This is a genomic window from Pseudomonas sp. S30_BP2TU TE3576 (genome assembly GCF_050436025.1).
In the GTDB taxonomy this organism is placed as follows: domain Bacteria; phylum Pseudomonadota; class Gammaproteobacteria; order Pseudomonadales; family Pseudomonadaceae; genus Aquipseudomonas.
This window is the reverse complement of record NZ_JBNDLK010000001.1, coordinates 2,222,896-2,239,902: the sequence shown is the minus strand read 5'-3', so window position 1 is coordinate 2,239,902 and position 17,007 is coordinate 2,222,896. Positions and strand designations below refer to the sequence as shown.

General features: G+C 61.2%; 15 protein-coding genes. 8 read left to right on the top strand and 7 right to left on the bottom strand.

Annotation, left to right across the window (positions count from 1 at the left end; translation table 11 throughout):
- The first annotated feature begins 17 nt into the window (after nt 1–17).
- From ABIA48_RS10165 to ABIA48_RS10150, 4 genes are all read left to right on the top strand, one after another.
- The gene (locus ABIA48_RS10165) at nt 18–890 is read left to right on the top strand and encodes a branched-chain amino acid aminotransferase (RefSeq protein ID WP_429488375.1); all 873 of its coding nucleotides are present in this window, start codon (nt 18–20) and stop codon (nt 888–890) included.
- A 21-nt stretch (nt 891–911) separates the two neighbouring features.
- Nucleotides 912–1,670, top strand: coding sequence for a TauD/TfdA family dioxygenase (locus ABIA48_RS10160; RefSeq protein ID WP_429488373.1), 759 nt, complete (start codon nt 912–914; stop codon nt 1,668–1,670).
- Nucleotides 1,671–1,737: 67 nt separating this feature from the next.
- Entirely contained in the window at nt 1,738–2,697 is a 960-nt protein-coding gene (locus ABIA48_RS10155) for a diiron oxygenase (RefSeq protein ID WP_429488371.1), read from the top strand.
- A gap of 14 nt (nt 2,698–2,711) precedes the next feature.
- Nucleotides 2,712–3,512, top strand: coding sequence for an N-acyl homoserine lactonase family protein (locus ABIA48_RS10150; protein ID WP_429488369.1), 801 nt, complete (start codon nt 2,712–2,714; stop codon nt 3,510–3,512).
- Nucleotides 3,513–3,626: 114 nt separating this feature from the next.
- Here the strand turns inward: ABIA48_RS10150 and ABIA48_RS10145 are convergent, their stop codons facing one another.
- The 7 genes from ABIA48_RS10145 to ABIA48_RS10115 all read right to left on the bottom strand — a co-directional run bounded on the left by ABIA48_RS10145 (nt 3,627) and on the right by ABIA48_RS10115 (nt 11,640).
- Complete coding sequence (locus ABIA48_RS10145; RefSeq protein WP_429488367.1) at nt 3,627–5,057, bottom strand: PLP-dependent aminotransferase family protein; 1,431 nt, start codon at nt 5,055–5,057, stop codon at nt 3,627–3,629.
- 369 nt (nt 5,058–5,426) lie between these two features.
- Nucleotides 5,427–6,131, bottom strand: coding sequence for a hypothetical protein (locus ABIA48_RS10140; RefSeq protein ID WP_108229062.1), 705 nt, complete (start codon nt 6,129–6,131; stop codon nt 5,427–5,429).
- 323 nt (nt 6,132–6,454) lie between these two features.
- Nucleotides 6,455–7,282 carry an ABC transporter permease gene (locus ABIA48_RS10135; protein ID WP_429488365.1) on the bottom strand — a complete coding sequence of 276 codons (828 nt, stop codon included), beginning with the start codon at nt 7,280–7,282 and terminating at the stop codon, nt 6,455–6,457.
- A 7-nt stretch (nt 7,283–7,289) separates the two neighbouring features.
- Nucleotides 7,290–8,162 carry an ABC transporter permease gene (locus ABIA48_RS10130; protein WP_007984192.1) on the bottom strand — a complete coding sequence of 291 codons (873 nt, stop codon included), beginning with the start codon at nt 8,160–8,162 and terminating at the stop codon, nt 7,290–7,292.
- Nucleotides 8,163–8,172: 10 nt separating this feature from the next.
- The gene (locus ABIA48_RS10125; protein ID WP_007984193.1) at nt 8,173–9,285 is read right to left on the bottom strand and encodes an ABC transporter substrate-binding protein; all 1,113 of its coding nucleotides are present in this window, start codon (nt 9,283–9,285) and stop codon (nt 8,173–8,175) included.
- Nucleotides 9,286–9,374: 89 nt separating this feature from the next.
- Complete coding sequence (locus tag ABIA48_RS10120) at nt 9,375–10,466, bottom strand: ABC transporter ATP-binding protein (RefSeq protein ID WP_429488362.1); 1,092 nt, start codon at nt 10,464–10,466, stop codon at nt 9,375–9,377.
- Nucleotides 10,467–10,734: 268 nt separating this feature from the next.
- Nucleotides 10,735–11,640, bottom strand: a complete 906-nt coding sequence (locus ABIA48_RS10115; protein ID WP_007984195.1) for a LysR substrate-binding domain-containing protein — start codon at nt 11,638–11,640, stop codon at nt 10,735–10,737.
- 150 nt (nt 11,641–11,790) lie between these two features.
- Here ABIA48_RS10115 and ABIA48_RS10110 point away from each other — a divergent pair, with 150 nt between their 5' ends.
- From ABIA48_RS10110 to ABIA48_RS10095, 4 genes are all read left to right on the top strand, one after another.
- Nucleotides 11,791–13,395 carry a 5-guanidino-2-oxopentanoate decarboxylase gene (locus tag ABIA48_RS10110; protein WP_429488359.1) on the top strand — a complete coding sequence of 535 codons (1,605 nt, stop codon included), beginning with the start codon at nt 11,791–11,793 and terminating at the stop codon, nt 13,393–13,395.
- Nucleotides 13,396–13,476: 81 nt separating this feature from the next.
- Entirely contained in the window at nt 13,477–15,225 is a 1,749-nt protein-coding gene (locus ABIA48_RS10105) for an amidohydrolase (protein WP_429488357.1), read from the top strand.
- The gene (locus ABIA48_RS10100; protein WP_429488355.1) at nt 15,222–16,202 is read left to right on the top strand and encodes a CobW family GTP-binding protein; all 981 of its coding nucleotides are present in this window, start codon (nt 15,222–15,224) and stop codon (nt 16,200–16,202) included. Before ABIA48_RS10105 ends, ABIA48_RS10100 begins: the two co-directional genes overlap by 4 nt.
- Entirely contained in the window at nt 16,199–16,954 is a 756-nt protein-coding gene (locus tag ABIA48_RS10095) for a class II aldolase/adducin family protein (protein WP_429488353.1), read from the top strand. The genes ABIA48_RS10100 and ABIA48_RS10095 overlap by 4 nt, the downstream gene beginning before the upstream one ends.
- Nucleotides 16,955–17,007 lie beyond the last annotated feature (53 nt).

Below are 17,007 nucleotides of genomic sequence, written 5' to 3'. Positions count from 1 at the left end.
AATGGGGAGATATGGAAATGAGCAGTATCCCGTTTGATCAACGCGAGGGTGTTATCTGGCTCGACGGCGAGTTCGTCGAGTGGTCCCGGGCGCAATTGCATGTGTTGACCCATGGCCTGCATTACGCGAGCACCGTGTATGAAGGTGAACGGGTCTACAACGGCAAGATTTTCAAGCTGCGCGAGCACAGCGAGCGGTTGTATCGCTCGGCGCAAATGATGGACTTTGCCATCCCCTATGAGCTGGCTGAACTGGAAGCGGCGAGCCATGAACTGCTGCAACGCAACAAGGTGGTCGAGGGTTATCTGCGCCCGGTGGCCTGGCGCGGCAGTGAAATGATCTCCACCTCGGCGCGCTTCAATCGTGTGCACGTGGCCATCGCCTGCTGGCAGTGGCCGAGTTATTTCGACCCGGCGGCGCGCATGGCCGGCATCCGCTTGAAAACCGCGAGCTGGCGCCGCCCGCCACCGAGCAGCAGCCCGTTCGAAGCCAAGGCATCCGGGCATTACCAGATCGCCACGCTGAGCAAGCACGACGCCGAGAACTGCGGTTATCACGATGCCTTGATGCTCGACTGGCGCGGCCATGTCGCCGAAGCCACCAGCGCCAATGTGTTCTTCGTCAAAGACCGGACTCTGCACACGCCGCTGCCGGATTGTTTTCTCAACGGTATCACCCGGCAGACCGTGATCGAGTTGGCCAAAGCGCTGGACTACCAGGTCGTCGAACGCACGATTTTGCCTACAGAGCTTGGCGACTTCGACGAGTGTTTTCTCACTGGCACCGCCGCCGAAATCACCCCGGTGCAGAGCATTGATGAGCAGCACTACCGACCGGGCGATGCCTGTCGTGACTTCATTGCCGCTTACACCTCAACCGTAAACGCCTGATCACTTGCCAGGAATTTCACCATGTCAGATCAAGGGATTGTTGCGTCGCAACTTTACATTTCGCTCGGCCATCGTCATGAAGAGCTGTCGACGTTGGGCTGGACGGTGCTGACCCCGGACGAATGTGCCGATGATGTCGTAGGCACCTTGCATGAGTTCGGTCCGATCATTCCGCAGTTCAACGGCCAGATGGCTTTTCCCATTACCCGCAAACCGGGTTACGAAGACTTGCCGTACTCCCAGAGCATGAACGGCATCGGCCCGCACACCGAGGCGCCAGTGTACGGGCCGCCGCCGCGCTACCTGGCATTGCATTGCCATAAACAGGCGACCTGTGGCGGCGGGCACACCGGCCTGGTGGACGGCTATGAATTTCTGCGCGTCCTCGAACGTAGCGAACCGCAGCTGCGCGCATGGCTCGATGACACGCCGGTAGAGTTTGTCGCCACCGCCAAACCGGGCGAACCGGGACAACGGCGGGTCCAGGAATACATCCTGACGCCGACGCCGGACGGGGATATTTTCCGTTTCAGCTACAACCAGTTTCACTACGGCGATGTGAATCCGTCCAGGGAAGCCCTGCAGCAATCCCTGGTCGCCAACAGCACCTCGCCACTGGCCAGGTTTGCCGTGCTCGGCGAAGCGTACTTTGTCGAGCATAACGTTCCGGTGCTGATTCCCGACGGATGCCTGCTGATTTGGGATAACTGGCGAATGATCCACGCCCGCAGTCGTTACACTGACCCGGCGCGCCACCTGACCCGCTACTGGCTGGCCTGATTTTTCCGTCGCCCTTCATTCTTTTGGCGTACCCCTTGGCGGGTACGCGTCTTACAGGTATCGCGTCATGCAAACAGCAATCGAGATCGCCCAGGTCGATCATCAACTGATCGTGCGGCTCAACCAGGCCTGGACCAAGCGCGCCTCCGTTTGTGCGCCGGACAGGGCCCAGATCATTGAAGCGTTCGACCCGGCGCGCCCGGATTACCCGGAGTGCATGGTGCCGTTTTTCCATCACCCGACATTCCAGGCCTTGAGCGACGAGCTCAAAAGCAGCGTGGTGACCTGGGGCTGGATCGGCTACAACCTGCGCACCGTCACCGCCGAGGAGCACGTGGTCAACCCGGCACTCAGCGTCATCGCCAATCAGTACCTGGGCAAGGATGACTGGCACTTTCGCGAGGCCATGCAACAGACCCTGATCGACGAGCATTACCACACGCTGATGCACCTGCGCGCCATTGAGCGGACCAAGCTGGAGCGGGCACTGGATCAGGATCTGGACTTGCCGCCGTCCGTCACCTACCTGCGCCTGAAGGCCTTGCATGCAGAGCTGCCCGAGCAATGGCAGCGAGATCTGGTGGCGATCACTTTTGCGGTGGTGGCCGAGATCAGCGTCAACGCTTATCTGGACCTGCTGGCAGACGACCAGACCATCCAGCCGCAGAACCGTCGGGTAGCCGAGCTTCACAACCGCGACGAATACGCTCACAGCAAGGTGCTGGCCGAAGTGGCGAAGGTCATGTACGCGAACATGCAGCCGACCCAGCGGGAATTTTTCGCTCGCAACCTGTCGGTGGCGCTGAGTGCTTTTATCGCTCAGGACTACTCGATGTGGGAGGCGATTCTGACGCAACTCGGGGTCGAGGATGCGGCGCTGATCATTGCCGACACCCGCGAGAGCAACAAGAACGCGACCATCATGCGCGACTACAGCGGCCTGCATAAGCTGGCACAGGACCTGGGCATCAGCGAGCAGATCGATTTCGATTTCCGTCCGGCCCTCAAAACCACGGCAGCCGCCTGAACCCGGAGGTGACTATGTCCGTTCCTGTGTACGAAGTGTTCGCTATCCGTGTCGGCGCAAACGCCCAGCGCACCGCCAGGGAGAATTTTCTCTACGACGCCTGCTGCGGTGATCCGAATGCGCCGATGCCGCTGGACTACTACTTCTGGGTCATCCGCAACGAGCAGCAGGTGATTGTGGTCGACACCTGTTTTCAACCGGCCACGGCGGACCGGCGCAATCGTCAGATGTACCGCCTGCCGGAGGAGTCCTTGCGACAACTGGACATCGATCCGGCACAGGTCGAACACCTGATCCTTACCCATTTGCATTGGGATCATGCCGGCAACCTCGGGCTGTTTCCGAAGGCGACCGTGCATTTGCAGGAAGCGGAGCTGCGTTTCTGCACCGGGCCGAAAATGGCTCATCGCACGGTGAACAAAACCTACGAAGTCGAGGACGTGATGTCGGCGCTGCCGCCGCTGTTCGAAGGGCGGATGCGTTTGCACAGCGGCACAGTCGAGGTGTTGCCAGGTGTGACCCTGCACCCCGTGGGCGGACACACACCGGGCAGCCAGGTGGTGCGAGTGAACACCGGGCGCGGCTGGATTGTGCTGGCCTCGGATGCCGCGCACCTGTGGGTCAACATTCGTGAGCGCAGCCCGTTCCCGATTCTCGATGACCTGGCGCAAACCCTTGAAGCCTTCAGCGAAATCGACCGCCTGGCCGACAGCCAGGACCACGTCATCCCCGGCCACGACCCGCTGATCGCCGAGTGTTTCCCGCACTGGAATGACGACCCACATATCATTTGCCTGCACCAACCCCCGATCTGAACCCCACCCCAAAAACCTGTGGGAGCGGGCTTGCTCGCGAAGGCGCCAGCACATTCAACATTGATGTGTCTGACACAGCGCTTTCGCGAGCAAGCCCGCTCCCACAGAGGGTTGTTAGCCCTGATTCTTGAGGATGCGCCCCAAGGTCTCTACAGCCTCATCAATCCGCGGCGAATACGGTGCGCCACAGCCAATGCGCACAAAGTGATCGAAACGCTTGGCATTGGAAAAGATATCCCCAGGGGAAATCTGGATACCGACCTTCAGCGCCTCGTGAAAAAACGCCATGGATGAATACCGGCGAGGCAATTCCACCCATAACAGCGTGCCGCCCTGGGGGTGGGTCACACTGGTGCCGATGGGGAAATAGCGGGTAATCGCCGTGCTCATCTGTGCGCGTTGTACGGTCAGTGTTTTACGTAAACGGCGCAGGTAACGTTCGTAGGACGGTGTGCGCATGAATTCGCTGACCGCCAATTGCGATAGCGCTTCGCAACTCCGGGACTGCGTATGCTTGAGCATCTCCACGCGGTCGTGCCATTTGCCGGCGCAGATCCAGCCCAGGCGCATGCCCGGTGCCAGGGTTTTGTTCAGTGAGGCGCAATAAATCACATTGTCGGTACGGTCCCAGTGTTTGAGGGTGGACAACGGTTGCTCGGTGTCCACCAGGTCGCCGTAGGTGTCGTCCTCGATCAGTACGGTGTTGTGCTCGGCACACAGATTGACCAGCCGTGCCTTGTTGGCGTCCGGCATGATGCTGCCAAGCGGATTTTGCAGGTTGGGAACCACGATCAATGCCTTGACCCGCTCGGGGCCTTGCAGCAGCCGTTGCAGGGCCTGCAGATTGAGCCCGGTATGGGCCGAGGCCGGGACTTCCAGCACCCGCAGGTTCAGGCTTTCGAGGATTTGCAGCAGGCCGTAGAAAGTCGGCGACTCCACGGCCACGGTGTCGCCGGGGCGGGTGACCGCACGCAAGGCCAGATTGATCGCTTCGGTGGCGCCGTTGGTGATCACGATCCGCTCGGGGGCCAGGTGGGTCTTGCTGGCCAGTGCCCGCCGGGCCAGGATGTTGCGCAATGCGCTGCTGCCACAGGTTGAGCCCGCGGTGCCGAGCAGGCGGGCGTCGTAGCGTAGGGATTTGATCATGTTGTCCTGCAAGGTCTTCAGCGGATAAAGCTCAGGCGCGCAGTAGGCGCTGGCGAAGTTGACCTTGATCGTCGCGCGCTGACTGGCCTTGAGCACCGCAGACACCTGTTCGTGAATGCCGACATAAACGCTGGTATCCAGTGCTGCTGCCAAGGCCGTCGGGGTGGGCTTGGGCACGGTGTCGGGTTGGCGAATGTAGTTGCCGGAGCGTGGCCGGGCCTCCAGCACGCCATAGTCTTCCAGCTCCCGGCACACCTGTACGGCGGTTGACAGGCTGACGGCGTGTTTTTCCATCATCAATCGGATCGAGGGCAAGCGCTCACCGGTTTTCAAGGTGCCGCTGCGGATTGCGTCCAGGTAGTGGTTGGCCAGCTGGCGATACAAGGGGGGCGTGTTCATGATGACCTCGGCAGTTGCACCACTGAGGTCTGGGCTGGAAAGTGAGTTGACGCTCCCCGCAGGAGGACCCGTGGTGCTCATGGGTGAAGGGAAGTGGTGTTCTGGCGTCGATACTGGAAGAGTAATCGCGGTTTTGCCCGAATCACGGGCAATAAAAAGCCCCGCACGGATGGCGGGGCTTTTAAGGGGGGCTGAGTCACTTGTGGCGAGGGGGCTTGCCCCCGTTGGGTGGCGCAGCCACCCCAATCAAGCTATTTGAGTTATCGCAGGAAAACCGCATTCGCTGGTTTTACGACGGCTTCGCCGCCGAACGGGGGCAAGCCCCGTCGCCACAGGCAGTCCTCTCACCACAGATCAGGATGGGGCGCCTTACTGCGCGGCGATGCTGTAGCCGTCGAACGCCGTCTGCTGTTGCAGGGCAGTGATGATGTTCTTGCGATTGACCGCCTGCTCGGCGCCGCTGTTGTCCAGGAACGTCTCGCTTTCCAGTTCCGCCTCATCGCCTTCGCCGACGAAGGTGAAACCGAGGAATTCCAGGGCTTCACGGTCGACGTTCAGGCGCGAGCGCGGCGTGCGCAGCGGCAGGGTGACGCTGATGCCGTCCTTGCTGATGGTGAACACTTCGATTTCTTTCTTGGCCTTGGCGGCCTTGCTCTTGCCGCCGCTCGGGTTGCTGATGGCCTGGTGGGTCTGGTTCAGCACCTTCAGGGCCAGGCCGTAGACGATTTCCTGGAACGCCGGATCGTCCTTGAAACTGGAGAGGATGCGGCTGATCGGGAATTTGCTGCTCAGGTCTTCCAGGGCAGCGATGTCCGCTGCTTCGGCGTCCTTGAGCTGCTTGAGCTGGCCCATCAGTTCATAGGCCTTGTCGTCATCGAAGCTGTCGTGGGCCTGGCGGATCGCGGCGCGCAGTTCGCGAATCTGGTCGCTTTCACGAGTTGACTGGAAAGCGTCCAGCACCATCTCACTGATGGTTTTGGCCTGGGGCACGTGTTGTGAAAGATTGATGGAGTTTTCGTATTCCGCTTTGGACGACAAGGTGACTACGGATTCAGCGGTATTGGAATCGGACATTGAAATTTCACTACTTCTTTGAACTTGAATAGGGGCGAGAAAGCCCGGGGGCTTTTTCAGGCCGACTAATCTATTGGACCGGGGCGTAGTTGTCACGGATCAACAGGCGGCTGGTCATGATTTCGCTTTGTAGAGGGTTGACCACAGATTCTTCGGTCAACCCGGATCCCTGTGGGAGCGAGCTTGCTCGCGATGGCAATCTGGCAGGCCCCTTGATGTTGGCTGACACTCCCTCATCGCGAGCAAGCTCGCTCCCACAAAAAAGCCCCGCGACCATGACGAAGCGGGGCTTTCTGATTACCGAGAGAAATGACGCGACTAGACTATGGGTGCAATAGCTTGCGCGCTCGTTTATCCGCCAGATGCTGAACCACCAACCGGCCGATCAATACCAGCAAGGTCAGGCTGATCAGCAACACCGAAATCGCCGCGACGCTTGGGTCGACGTTATCGCGCAAGCCGCTCCAGATGCGTTTGGGCAGGGTGTCGACGTTGACGCTGGTGATGAACAGAGTCACCGCCACTTCTTCCCAGGACAGGGCGAAACCCAACAGCGCGGTGGAGGCCAGACCCAACTTCAGGTTCGGCAGGATCACCATGAACGTGGTCTGCATCAGGCTGGCACCGAGGTTGCGCGAGGCCAGTTCGATGCGCCGGTCAATCTGACTCAACGCAACCAGCATGGTCACCACGCCGTACGGCACCACCATGATCACGTGGGCAATCACCACCCCGGTCAGGGTGTCGTAGCCCATGCCCGGCGCGAAGCGACCGAGCTTGGTTTCCATGAAGTACAGCACCAGCGCGGAAATCACCGGCGGAATCGCCATTGGCAACAGCACCAGGCCAATCAGCACCGTGGCCCATTTGGAGCGCATGTACCAGATGCCGAGGCTGAAACTCGTCGCCAGCAACGTGGCGATGACGCTGGTGGCGAAGGCGATGGTCAGGCTCTGGCTGATGGCGTGGAACCAGTCAGGGTTGCTGACCAGCGCCTCGTAGTGACGCAGCGACCAGTTGCCTTCGGGCATCGACAGAAAGCGTTTGCTGGTGAACGACACCGGGATGACCGTCAGCAGCGGGAACAGCATGAAGGCCATGGCGACCACGGCCAACAGCCGCGTACTCAGGCTTGTGCGATGGGTATTCATAGTGATCTCAGCCTACCAGTCGGTTGACGCGGGTCATTTTCAACAGCACCCAGATCAGCGCGCTGACCAGGGCCAGCAACACCACGCTCAGTGCCGCGCCCAGGCCCCAGTTGCTGGTCTGGAACATTTGCAGGAACACGTACTCGGCGATCATCACCGTTTGCCCGCCACCCAACAGCACCGGGGTGATGAAGAAGCCCAGGCAGAACACGAAGACCATGATGAACGCGCCCAGAATGCCCGGCAGGGTCTGCGGCAGCAGCACTTGCCAGAAGGTGCGCAAGGCACCGGCACCGAGGCCGCGCGAGGCCATGAGCACACGCTGATCCAGTTGGCGCATGGTCGACAGCAGCGGGAACACCGCGTACGGGATCATCACGTGGAGCATGCCGATGACCACCCCGATTTCATTGCGGCTCAGTTGCAGCGGCTGATCGATCAGGCCCATGTCCATCAAACCGTTATTGAGCACACCGTTGCTGCGCAGGGCGATCAACCAGCCAAAGGCCCGTACCAGCACCGAAATCCAGAACGGGATGAAGATGCAGATCTCCACCACCCGCTGCCAGAACGGCGGGCTGAACACCCAGCAGTAGGCCAGCAGATAACCGATCACCAGGGCCAGGCAACTGACCGTCATGCACAGGCGCAAGGTGCGCCAGAGCATCTCGTGGATTGCCGGGTCCGTGGCGATGCGCTGGTACTGCTCGATGCCCGGAGTGGGCAGCGAGAAGCTCCAGCCGACCACACCGAGAAACGGCAGCACGTAGAAGACCAGCAGCAACACCGGCAGCGGGAACAGCAGCATGCTGCGCTCCAGCCCCGGCGAACTGAAGCGGGGCTTGGGGGTGGTCAGCGTTGAGGTCAGGGTCGTAGTCATGGTCAATGGCTCACTTGGACAGCCGCGTCAGATACTCTTCCAGGGCTTTGGAGTAGTTGTCGGCGTACCACTGGGCATTGAGAGCGATCTGTTTTTTCAGGTTGTCTTCGGACGCGCAGTTGCCTTCCAGTTGCTTGGCCGACATCAGTTTTTCCGTGGCGCTGTTCGACGGGCCGTTGCCCAGCAATTCAAACAGCTTGAGCTGGCCTTCGGGTTGCAAGGCTTGCTGGATGAACTGCATGGTCGGTTGAGTGCCGCCCGGGTTGCCGTTCAGCACGGCCCAACTGCTGGAGTTGATGAAACCGTTGTCGAAGCTCCAGCGCACGCGGTTGTCGGTGTCTTCGCTGAGCAGTTTGGCGCGGGTGTGCCAGATCGCGCCCACCGACACTTCGCCGTCGACCATCAATTGCTGGCTCTCGGCACCCGAGCTCCAGAACGACAGGACGTGAGGCTTGATCTCGTCGATCTTCTTCATCGCCCTCGGCACGTCCAGCGGGTACAACTGATCGGCCGGAACGCCGTCGGCCAGCAGCGCCGCTTCGAGCATGCCGTTCATCCATTTGTACAGCGTGCGCTTGCCGGGGAATTTCTTCACGTCCCAGAAATCGGCCCAGGTCTTCGGCCCGTTGTCGCCGAATTTTGCGCTGTCCCAGGCCATGACATAGCTGAACTGGTAGCTGGCGATGCCGAAATCGGAGGAGAGCGCCGGGGCCACTTGATCGCGCTTGATCACGTTGTAGTCCAGCGGCTGCAGGATCTTTTCCCGGCCCAGCACGATGGCGCTGTAGCTCTCGACGTCGACCACGTCCCAGCTCGGTTGACCGCTGGCCAGCTGCGAGCGGATTGCGCCTTCGGTCGGGCCGGCACCGTCGATGCGCACCTGGATGCCAGTGTTTTTGGTGAAGGTGTCGGTCCACGCCGAACGGAACGCGTTGAGGGCATCGCCACCCCAGTTGACCACCACCAGCGGCTTGTCCGCCGACCAGCTGATACCGCTGCGCAGCGCCAGCGGCACCGCAGCCAGCAGGCCCATGGCCTGGATGAAGGTGCGACGGTTGATCTGACCGTCGCGAGCCTTTTCGATAAGCACTTCGATGCAGTCTTGTTGGTGATCCTGGCGCATGGGCAAGTCCTCAGTTGGCGGGTGTCTGCGTGGACACCGGCCTTTTTGTTGTCATTGGAAGAGAGCTTTGTGACGCGGTTTTTTTGGGTTCAGGCTTGTAGCAGGAAGCTTTGCTGCACCGGCCAGCTCAGCCACACCGGCGCACCGCTGGTCATCGACGCGCCCGGGTGATTGCCGGGTACGGACAGGTTGATCGGCAACGTATCGCCGCCGACCTTGAGCGCCAGATGGGTACTGGAACCTTGATAGACCTTGTCGGTGAGTTGTGCGGGCATCACGTTGTAGCCGTCCCGGGTCGGGCACTCGCTGTGCAGTTCCATGTGCTCCGGGCGCACGGCCAGCACGATCGGCGCCTGGCTCAGTGCGTTCGGCGCCTGGGCGTGCAATACGCTGGTGCCGCAACGGCCGCTGGCGGTCTGGCCGTTGCGGGTCAGGTTGTCCAGCGGGAACAGGTTCATCTTGCCCAGGAACTCGGCGACGAAACGACTCTCGGGGCGGTTGTAGATGTTCTCCGGGGTGTCGACCTGAGTCAGCTTGCCGTGGTTAAAAATCGCGATACGCGAGGACAGCGCCAGGGCTTCGTTCTGGTCGTGGGTGACGAACACGAAACTGGTGCCGACCTGACGGTGGATGCGTTGTAGCTCGGTTTGCAGCTGTTCGCGCAGGTTCTTGTCCAGCGCCGACAGCGGCTCGTCGAGCAACAACAGTTCCGGCTCGAACACCAGCGCCCGGGCAATCGCCACACGCTGCTGCTGGCCGCCGGACATCTCGGCGGGCTTCTTGTGCATGTGCGCACCGAGGCCGACCACTTCAAGGATGTGCTTGACCCGGCGATTGCGTTCCTCCGCCGCGACTTTGCGGATACGCAGCGGGTAGGCCACGTTGTCGGCCACGCTCATGTGCGGGAACAGCGCATAACCCTGGAACACCATGCCGTAGTTCCGCTTCTCGGCGGAGCGCTTGATGATGTCGACGCCTTGTTCCATCAACTTGCCCGAGGTCGGGCTGAGGAAACCGGCAAGGATCATCAGCAAGGTGGTCTTGCCCGAACCGGACGGACCCAGCAGGGTAAGAAATTCGCCTTGGCGAACGTCGAGATCGACGTTATCCAGCGCCGCGAAACGGCCGTAATACTGGCTGATACCTTGAGCGCTGAGCTGAATCGCTGAACGGCTGGACACTATGGAGTTCCTCTTTTTATTGCCCGTATGACGTACGAGGACGGATGCGAATCCGAAACGGGCTTTGAAGCTTATTATTGTTAAAAATATCGCTACATCAATGGAATTATTTTGCTCGTATTGGTTAGTTTTATTGCTCAATTACGTGACAACTAAATCCCTGTGGGAGCGGGCTTGCTCGCGAAAGCGGCGTCACATTCAACTTTTTTGGTGAGTGGCACACCGCTTTCGCGAGCAAGCCCGCTCCCACAGGGGAATTTGGTGTGTTTTACAGGGTGTCTTGCCAGGTCTGGTGGGACGACTGCAGTTGCGTCTTGACCCAGTTGCTGAAGGCCTGGACCACTGCACGCTCGGCTTTTTGTGGGTCGGCGACCAGGTAATAGCCACGGTGCAGGTCGATGCTGATGTCGAACGGGCGCACCAGCAAACCCTTGGACAAGGCATCGCCGCTGATCAGGTTGTCGCCAATCGCAATGCCCTGGCCGGCAATGCAGGCGGACTGTGCACAATGCGCATCGGAAAACAGAATGCCGCTCATTGCGTTGACCCCTGAAGCACCGGCAGCAGTCAGCCACACGCGCCAGTCCGAATAGTCGGTCATGTGCAGCAGCGGGTAGGCACTGAGTTCCTGCGGGTTTTTCAGCCCGCTCAATGCGTTGATCAGACGCGGGCTGCACACCGGGAAAAAGCGCAGCGCCACAATCTCTTCAACGACCATTTCCGGCCAGTCGCCGATGCCGTAGGCAATGAACAGATCGGTGTTGGGGTTGTTGGTGTCGTCCGGTGTCCGCGGCGAGATCAGCTGCAATTGCACTTGCGGGTACTGGCGCAGGAACGCACCGATGTGGTGACACAACCAATAGGTGGCGAACCCCGGCGCGCAACTGACGCACAACCGGCCCGAAATCTCCTGATCATCGACCAACTGCCCGGCATCCAGCAGGTTCAACAGAATCCCGTGCACTTCCCGCGCATAGCGTTCGCCTTGATACGTCAGGCCGATGCCCCGGCCAATGCGCTCGGTCAGGGCGAAACCGACACATTCCTCAAGCTTGCTGATCTGGTGGCTGATGGCGCTGCGGGTCAGGTTCAGTTCACGGGCTGCGATCGACACGCTGCCTGTGCGGGCAACCGCATCCAGCGCGCGAAGGGCTGTCATCGAAGGAAAACGCACAAATCATCCCGTTATTGTTTTGAGTGGCTCATATGGTGATGTAAATCGAACAGTCAGGCCAAAAAAAATCGATTGTTGTATCGGTTGATTCAACAATACTAGCCCCATTCGTCGTTGGGCCACCGTGGCCCTTTATCCAGGAGGTGCTGCATGCCCCGTTGTGCCCAGGCGCTCGTTCAGTTGCTGGAAGGCTATGGCGTTGAAACCGTCTTCGGCATTCCCGGGGTGCACACCGTCGAGTTGTATCGCGGCTTGCACGGCAGCCGCCTGAAGCACGTCAGCCCGCGCCACGAGCAGGGCGCCGGGTTCATGGCTGACGGTTATGCCCGGGCCAGCGGCAAGCCCGGGGTGTGCTTCATCATCAGCGGTCCCGGCATGACCAACATCATCACTGCCATGGGCCAGGCCTATGCGGATTCGGTGCCGATGCTGGTGATCTCCACCTGCAACCGTCGCGACCACCTGCGCCTGGGCCATGGTCACTTGCATGAACTGCCGGATCAGCGCGCGCTGGTCGCCGGGGTCTGCGCTTTCAGCCATACGTTGCAGCACCCGGCGCAATTGCCGGAAGTACTGGCGCGGGCGTTTGCCCTGTTTGGCTGTACGCGGCCGCGGCCGGTGCACATCGAGATTCCGCTGGATGTGCTGGAAATGTCTGCCGAAGGTCTGGACCTGCGCCCGCGTCCGTTACCGGCAGCGCCTGCCCCGGCGCCGGAAGCCATTGATGCTGCGGTGGCCCTGATCAGCAACGCGAAGCGTCCATTGATCCTCGCCGGTGGCGGGGCGCGCCGGGCTGCTGAAGTCCTGACCGCGCTCGCCGAGCGTCTTCAGGCCCCTGTGGCGTTGACCACCAACGCCCGTGGTTTACTGGCGCCCGAACATCCTTTGCTGCTCGACGGTGTGCAGTCATCGGCCCATGGTCGCGAACTGTTCGCCGAGGCCGACGTGGTGTTGGCTGTCGGCACCGAACTGGGTGAAACCGACTATGACTTTTTCGGCCTCGGTCCACTGGCGTTCAAAGCGCCGCTGATTCGTCTGGACATCGACCCGATGCAAGTGCTCGGTGTGCAAACAGCTACGGTCGGATTGCTCGGTGATGCCGGGCAGGGCTTGTGTTCGCTGCTGGCGCGACTGCCACAGCGCCAGGCTATTGCCGGCTGGGCGAGCGAGCGGGTGAGCCGGGTCAACGCCATCGAACGGGCTGGCTGGAACGCGCAACAGAGCCGTATGCAAGCCTTGCTCGATACGGTTCGTGATCACTTGCCGCAACCGCTGATCGTCGGTGATTCGACTCAACCGGTTTACCAGGGCGCCCTCGGCTACCGTGCGCCAACCCCCAATAGCTGGTTCAACGCCGGCAGCGGCTACGGCACCCTCGGCTACGGTTTGCCCGCCGCCATCGGCGCCAAGCTGGCCCGACCACTGCGCCCGGTGGTGGCGTTGGTCGGCGATGGCGGCTTGCAGTTTTCCAGCGCCGAACTGATCGCCGCCAAAGAGGCCGGCGCCGGCGTGATCCTGCTGCTGTGGAACAACAGCAGCTACGGCGAAATCCGCGACTACATGAATGCCAAGGCGGTGCCGTTGCTGGGGGTGGACATCCTCACGCCGGACTTCGCTGCGCTGGCACAGAGCTGCCACGTGCCCCATCACCGGGTGAGCCATCTGCACGGCTTGCGCGAGTTGCTCGGGCAACTCGGCAATTGCCATGAACCGGTGATGATCGAGGTCGACGCCACAACGTTTCTGGCTGAGTAAAACAACAACAATTTTTCAGGTCGCCGACACGCACAACGCCCGGTGGACCTTTCAATCTCCCTGAACTCAAAGGTGGCTTACATGGCTGAGTCCGATAACTTCTCCTCTACCCATTCCGTGCAGGGGACCTACGCCGACCTGATCCTCGCCAACGGTCGTATCTACACCCAGGACCCGGCCAACCCGTGGGCGGAGGCCGTGGCCATCCGCGACGGCAAGTTGATCGCAGTGGCCAGCCTTGGCCAGATCGAGATGTTCAAGGGCCCGAACACCCGCGTGCACGACCTGCAAGGCGCATTCTGCATGCCGGGCCTGCACGACATGCACACGCATCCCGACCTCGCGTTGGCACCGCGCTACGCCGATGACCTCGACGTCGGCATCGAAGACCCGACCCCGGAACAGCTGCGTGAAAGCATCCTCGCCTATGCCGACAGCCATCCCGGCGACGGCTGGATCTACGGCCAATACTGGGTGCGCTACACCTTCCGCGAGGCGGGTTTGACGCCGGGCCGCGAGTGGCTCGACAGCGTGATGCCGGACCGTCCGGTGGCGCTGCTCGACCGTATGTGGGGCACCATGATGGTCAACTCCAAGGCCCTGGAACTGGCGGGCATCGACCGCCACACGTCCGACCCGCGCAACGGTTATTTCGAACGTGACGAACTGACCGGCGAACCCACCGGCCTGATGATCGACGGTGCCTACGCGATGATCCACGCGGCCATGCCACCGACGCCGGTCAGCGTGTTGCGCCGCGCCTATCGCGATGGCGTGCACTTCCAGAGCTCGCGTGGCGTCACGGCGAGCAAATATGTGCACGTCTGCGAACAGCGTTTGCAGGCCCTCAAGGAACTGGACGACAGCGGCGAACTGACGGTGCGCATCGAAGCGGCGATCAGTTGGCAGGACGACATCTTCCCGGTGCGTCGCCGCTGGGAGCTGCTGGCCGGCGAGCGTCACTACTACCGCAGCGCGCGCCTGAGCGCCAACGCGGTGAAGTTCCACTTCGACGGCACGGTCGAGCCGAAGTCTTCGTACCTGCTGACCCCGTGGCCGCAGGAATCGAGCTGGCGCGGCAAGCTCAACCTGACCCCGGAACACATCACCGACATGGTGGTGGACATGGACCGCAAGGGCATCTGCGTGATCGCCCACTGCACCGGTGACGGCGCCTCCGACGTGTTCCTCGATGCCGTGGCCGAGGCCCGTCGTCGCAACGGTTTCAGCGGTGTGCGCCACCAGTGCGCCCACAGCACCTTGCTGCACCCCGGCAACCTGCCGCGCTTCAAGGAACTGAATGTCATCGCCGAATTTTCCCCGGCCGCCTGGTACCCGACGCCGTTCGCCAGCGGCGCACGTTCCGGCTACGGTCAGGAGCGACTCAAACGCATCTACGACTTCAAAGGTGTGCTCGCCGCCGGTGGTACAGCGGTGATGGGCACTGACTGGCCGGTGGCGTCCATCGACCCGTGGCTGGCGCTGGAAACCATGATCACCCGGCAGAACCCGTGGAACGACGACCCGGCCTGCTTCGGTGACCCGATCAGCCTCGAACAGGCGCTGACCGTGATCACCAGCAACGGCGCCGTGGCTATGGGCCTGGAGCACAGCACCGGCAGCCTGCAAGTGGGCAAGTCGGCGGACCTGATCGTCATCGACCGAGATTTGTTCGCCGCCCCGGCGCGCAACTACATTCACAAGACCCAGGTGCTGCTGACCTTCGTTGAAGGGCAACTGGTCTACGACCGCCATTCAACGCTGGAAACCGTCGGCCTCAAAGCCGTCTGGCAGGGCGAACCACCGGTGCTGGAGGGCAAGGCAGAATGACTTCCCCACGTATCGCCGTGACTGTGGTGTCGGGTTTTCTCGGCGCCGGTAAAACCACTTTGCTCAACCGTATGGTGCGCCGTGCCGAAGGCAGTCGGCTGGCGGTGATCGTCAACGATTTCGGCGAGCTGAACATCGATGCGGCCATCGTTTCCGAAGTCACCGACGCCGTGTACAGCCTGCAAAACGGCTGCATCTGCTGCACGGTGCAGGAAGACCTGCTGGCGCAACTCGCCAGCCTGGCGCAGCTTGAACCAAGGTTGGAGCGCATCGTCATCGAGTGCAGCGGTGTGTCCGACCCGCAGCGCATCGTGCAAACCCTGGCCTACCCGCAACTGCGCAGCCAGATGCAACTGGACATGGTCATCACCGTGGTCGACGCCACCCGTCATCTGCAACTTGATGGTGAGTACGCACGCCTGGCTCGGGCGCAGGTGGCGGCTGCCGACTTGTTGCTGTTGAACAAGACCGACCTGGTCGACGAATCACAGCTGCAAGCGTTGCGCGATGCACTGGGCGCCAGGACTCGCGTGCATGAAAGTGTACAGGCCGAGTTGCCCGATGCACTGTGGCTGGATACCGACCTGGACCTTGAGCCTCGGGCACAGAAACCGCTGACTCGGGTGTCCGACGGCGATCATGGCGAGATGTTCAGCAGCTGGTTGTGGCAGAGCAACGCGGCCCTCGACGTCGAGTGCTTGCGCGGCTGGTTGAGGGCGCTGCCCAGTGATGTATTCCGGGTCAAAGGCCTGGTGCTGCTGACACCGGGCAGCACGGCGCACTGGCTGCAACATGTCGGCACGCGCAGTCAGTTTCTGCCGGCACTGGATGACGCCCGGGCCAACGCAACACGCCTGGTATTTATCGCTCGCCGTGGCTTCGATGGCTGGGAGGCCTTGGGGCAAGGGCTGGAAGATTGCACCGTGAAAGACTGCAGCGTAAAAGAGAGCACCGTGAAAGAGGTCACCGTGGCATGACATCGACAGAGCAACGTTTGCGTGAAGAATTGGCGGCCTGCTACCGCTTGATTGCGCACTTTCGCATGACCGATTTGATCTTCACCCACATCTCGGTGCGCATTCCGGGGCCGGAGCATCACTTTCTGATCAACCCGTACGGGCTGATGTTCGACGAGATCAGCGCGTCCAATCTGGTCAAGATCGACCTCAATGGCCACGCGGTGGAGCCGTCGCCGTACCCGGTCAATCCGGCCGGTTTCGTGATTCACAGCGCCATCCACGGTGCCCGTGACGATGCGCAATGCGTGCTGCACACCCACACCAAATCCGGGTGCGCGGTGGCGGCGTTGAAGTGCGGGTTGTTGCCGGTCAATCAGATTTCCATGGAGTTCTACGGTCGCGTCGCTTATCACGATTACGAAGGCGTAGCGCTGGACTTGAGTGAGCAACAACGGCTGGTGGCGGACATGGGCGACAAGCCGGTGTTGATGTTGCGTAACCATGGCTTGCTGACGGTGGGCGAGACGGTAGGGCAGGCGTTCCTGCGTATGTATTACCTGGAAAAGGCCTGCGACATTCAATTGGCTGCGCAGGCTGCCGGTGAAGTTGTTCTGCCGTCGCATGACGTCTGCGCGCACACTGAGCGGCAGTTCAATGATCCGGGGCGGCCGTTGGAGGATGGGCAGCTGAGTGATCCGGATGCCATGCAATTGGCGTGGGCGGCGTTGTTGCGAATGCTGGATCGAGTGGCGCCGGGGTATCGCGACTGATCCAGATCCTGTGTTGTTTGAGCTGGCCTCTTCGCGAGCAAGCCCGCTCCCAC

What these genes read in the sequence shown, in the direction of transcription:
- ABIA48_RS10165 (WP_429488375.1), top strand. Translation starts at nt 18, where the DNA reads ATGAGCAGTATCCCGTTTGATCAACGCGAGGGTGTTATCTGGCTCGAC.
- ABIA48_RS10160 (WP_429488373.1), top strand. Translation starts at nt 912, where the DNA reads ATGTCAGATCAAGGGATTGTTGCGTCGCAACTTTACATTTCGCTCGGC.
- ABIA48_RS10155 (WP_429488371.1), top strand. Translation starts at nt 1,738, where the DNA reads ATGCAAACAGCAATCGAGATCGCCCAGGTCGATCATCAACTGATCGTG.
- ABIA48_RS10150 (WP_429488369.1), top strand. Translation starts at nt 2,712, where the DNA reads ATGTCCGTTCCTGTGTACGAAGTGTTCGCTATCCGTGTCGGCGCAAAC.
- ABIA48_RS10145 (WP_429488367.1), bottom strand. Translation starts at nt 5,057, where the DNA reads ATGAACACGCCCCCCTTGTATCGCCAGCTGGCCAACCACTACCTGGAC.
- ABIA48_RS10140 (WP_108229062.1), bottom strand. Translation starts at nt 6,131, where the DNA reads ATGTCCGATTCCAATACCGCTGAATCCGTAGTCACCTTGTCGTCCAAA.
- ABIA48_RS10135 (WP_429488365.1), bottom strand. Translation starts at nt 7,282, where the DNA reads ATGAATACCCATCGCACAAGCCTGAGTACGCGGCTGTTGGCCGTGGTC.
- ABIA48_RS10130 (WP_007984192.1), bottom strand. Translation starts at nt 8,162, where the DNA reads ATGACTACGACCCTGACCTCAACGCTGACCACCCCCAAGCCCCGCTTC.
- ABIA48_RS10125 (WP_007984193.1), bottom strand. Translation starts at nt 9,285, where the DNA reads ATGCGCCAGGATCACCAACAAGACTGCATCGAAGTGCTTATCGAAAAG.
- ABIA48_RS10110 (WP_429488359.1), top strand. Translation starts at nt 11,791, where the DNA reads ATGCCCCGTTGTGCCCAGGCGCTCGTTCAGTTGCTGGAAGGCTATGGC.
- ABIA48_RS10105 (WP_429488357.1), top strand. Translation starts at nt 13,477, where the DNA reads ATGGCTGAGTCCGATAACTTCTCCTCTACCCATTCCGTGCAGGGGACC.
- ABIA48_RS10100 (WP_429488355.1), top strand. Translation starts at nt 15,222, where the DNA reads ATGACTTCCCCACGTATCGCCGTGACTGTGGTGTCGGGTTTTCTCGGC.
- ABIA48_RS10095 (WP_429488353.1), top strand. Translation starts at nt 16,199, where the DNA reads ATGACATCGACAGAGCAACGTTTGCGTGAAGAATTGGCGGCCTGCTAC.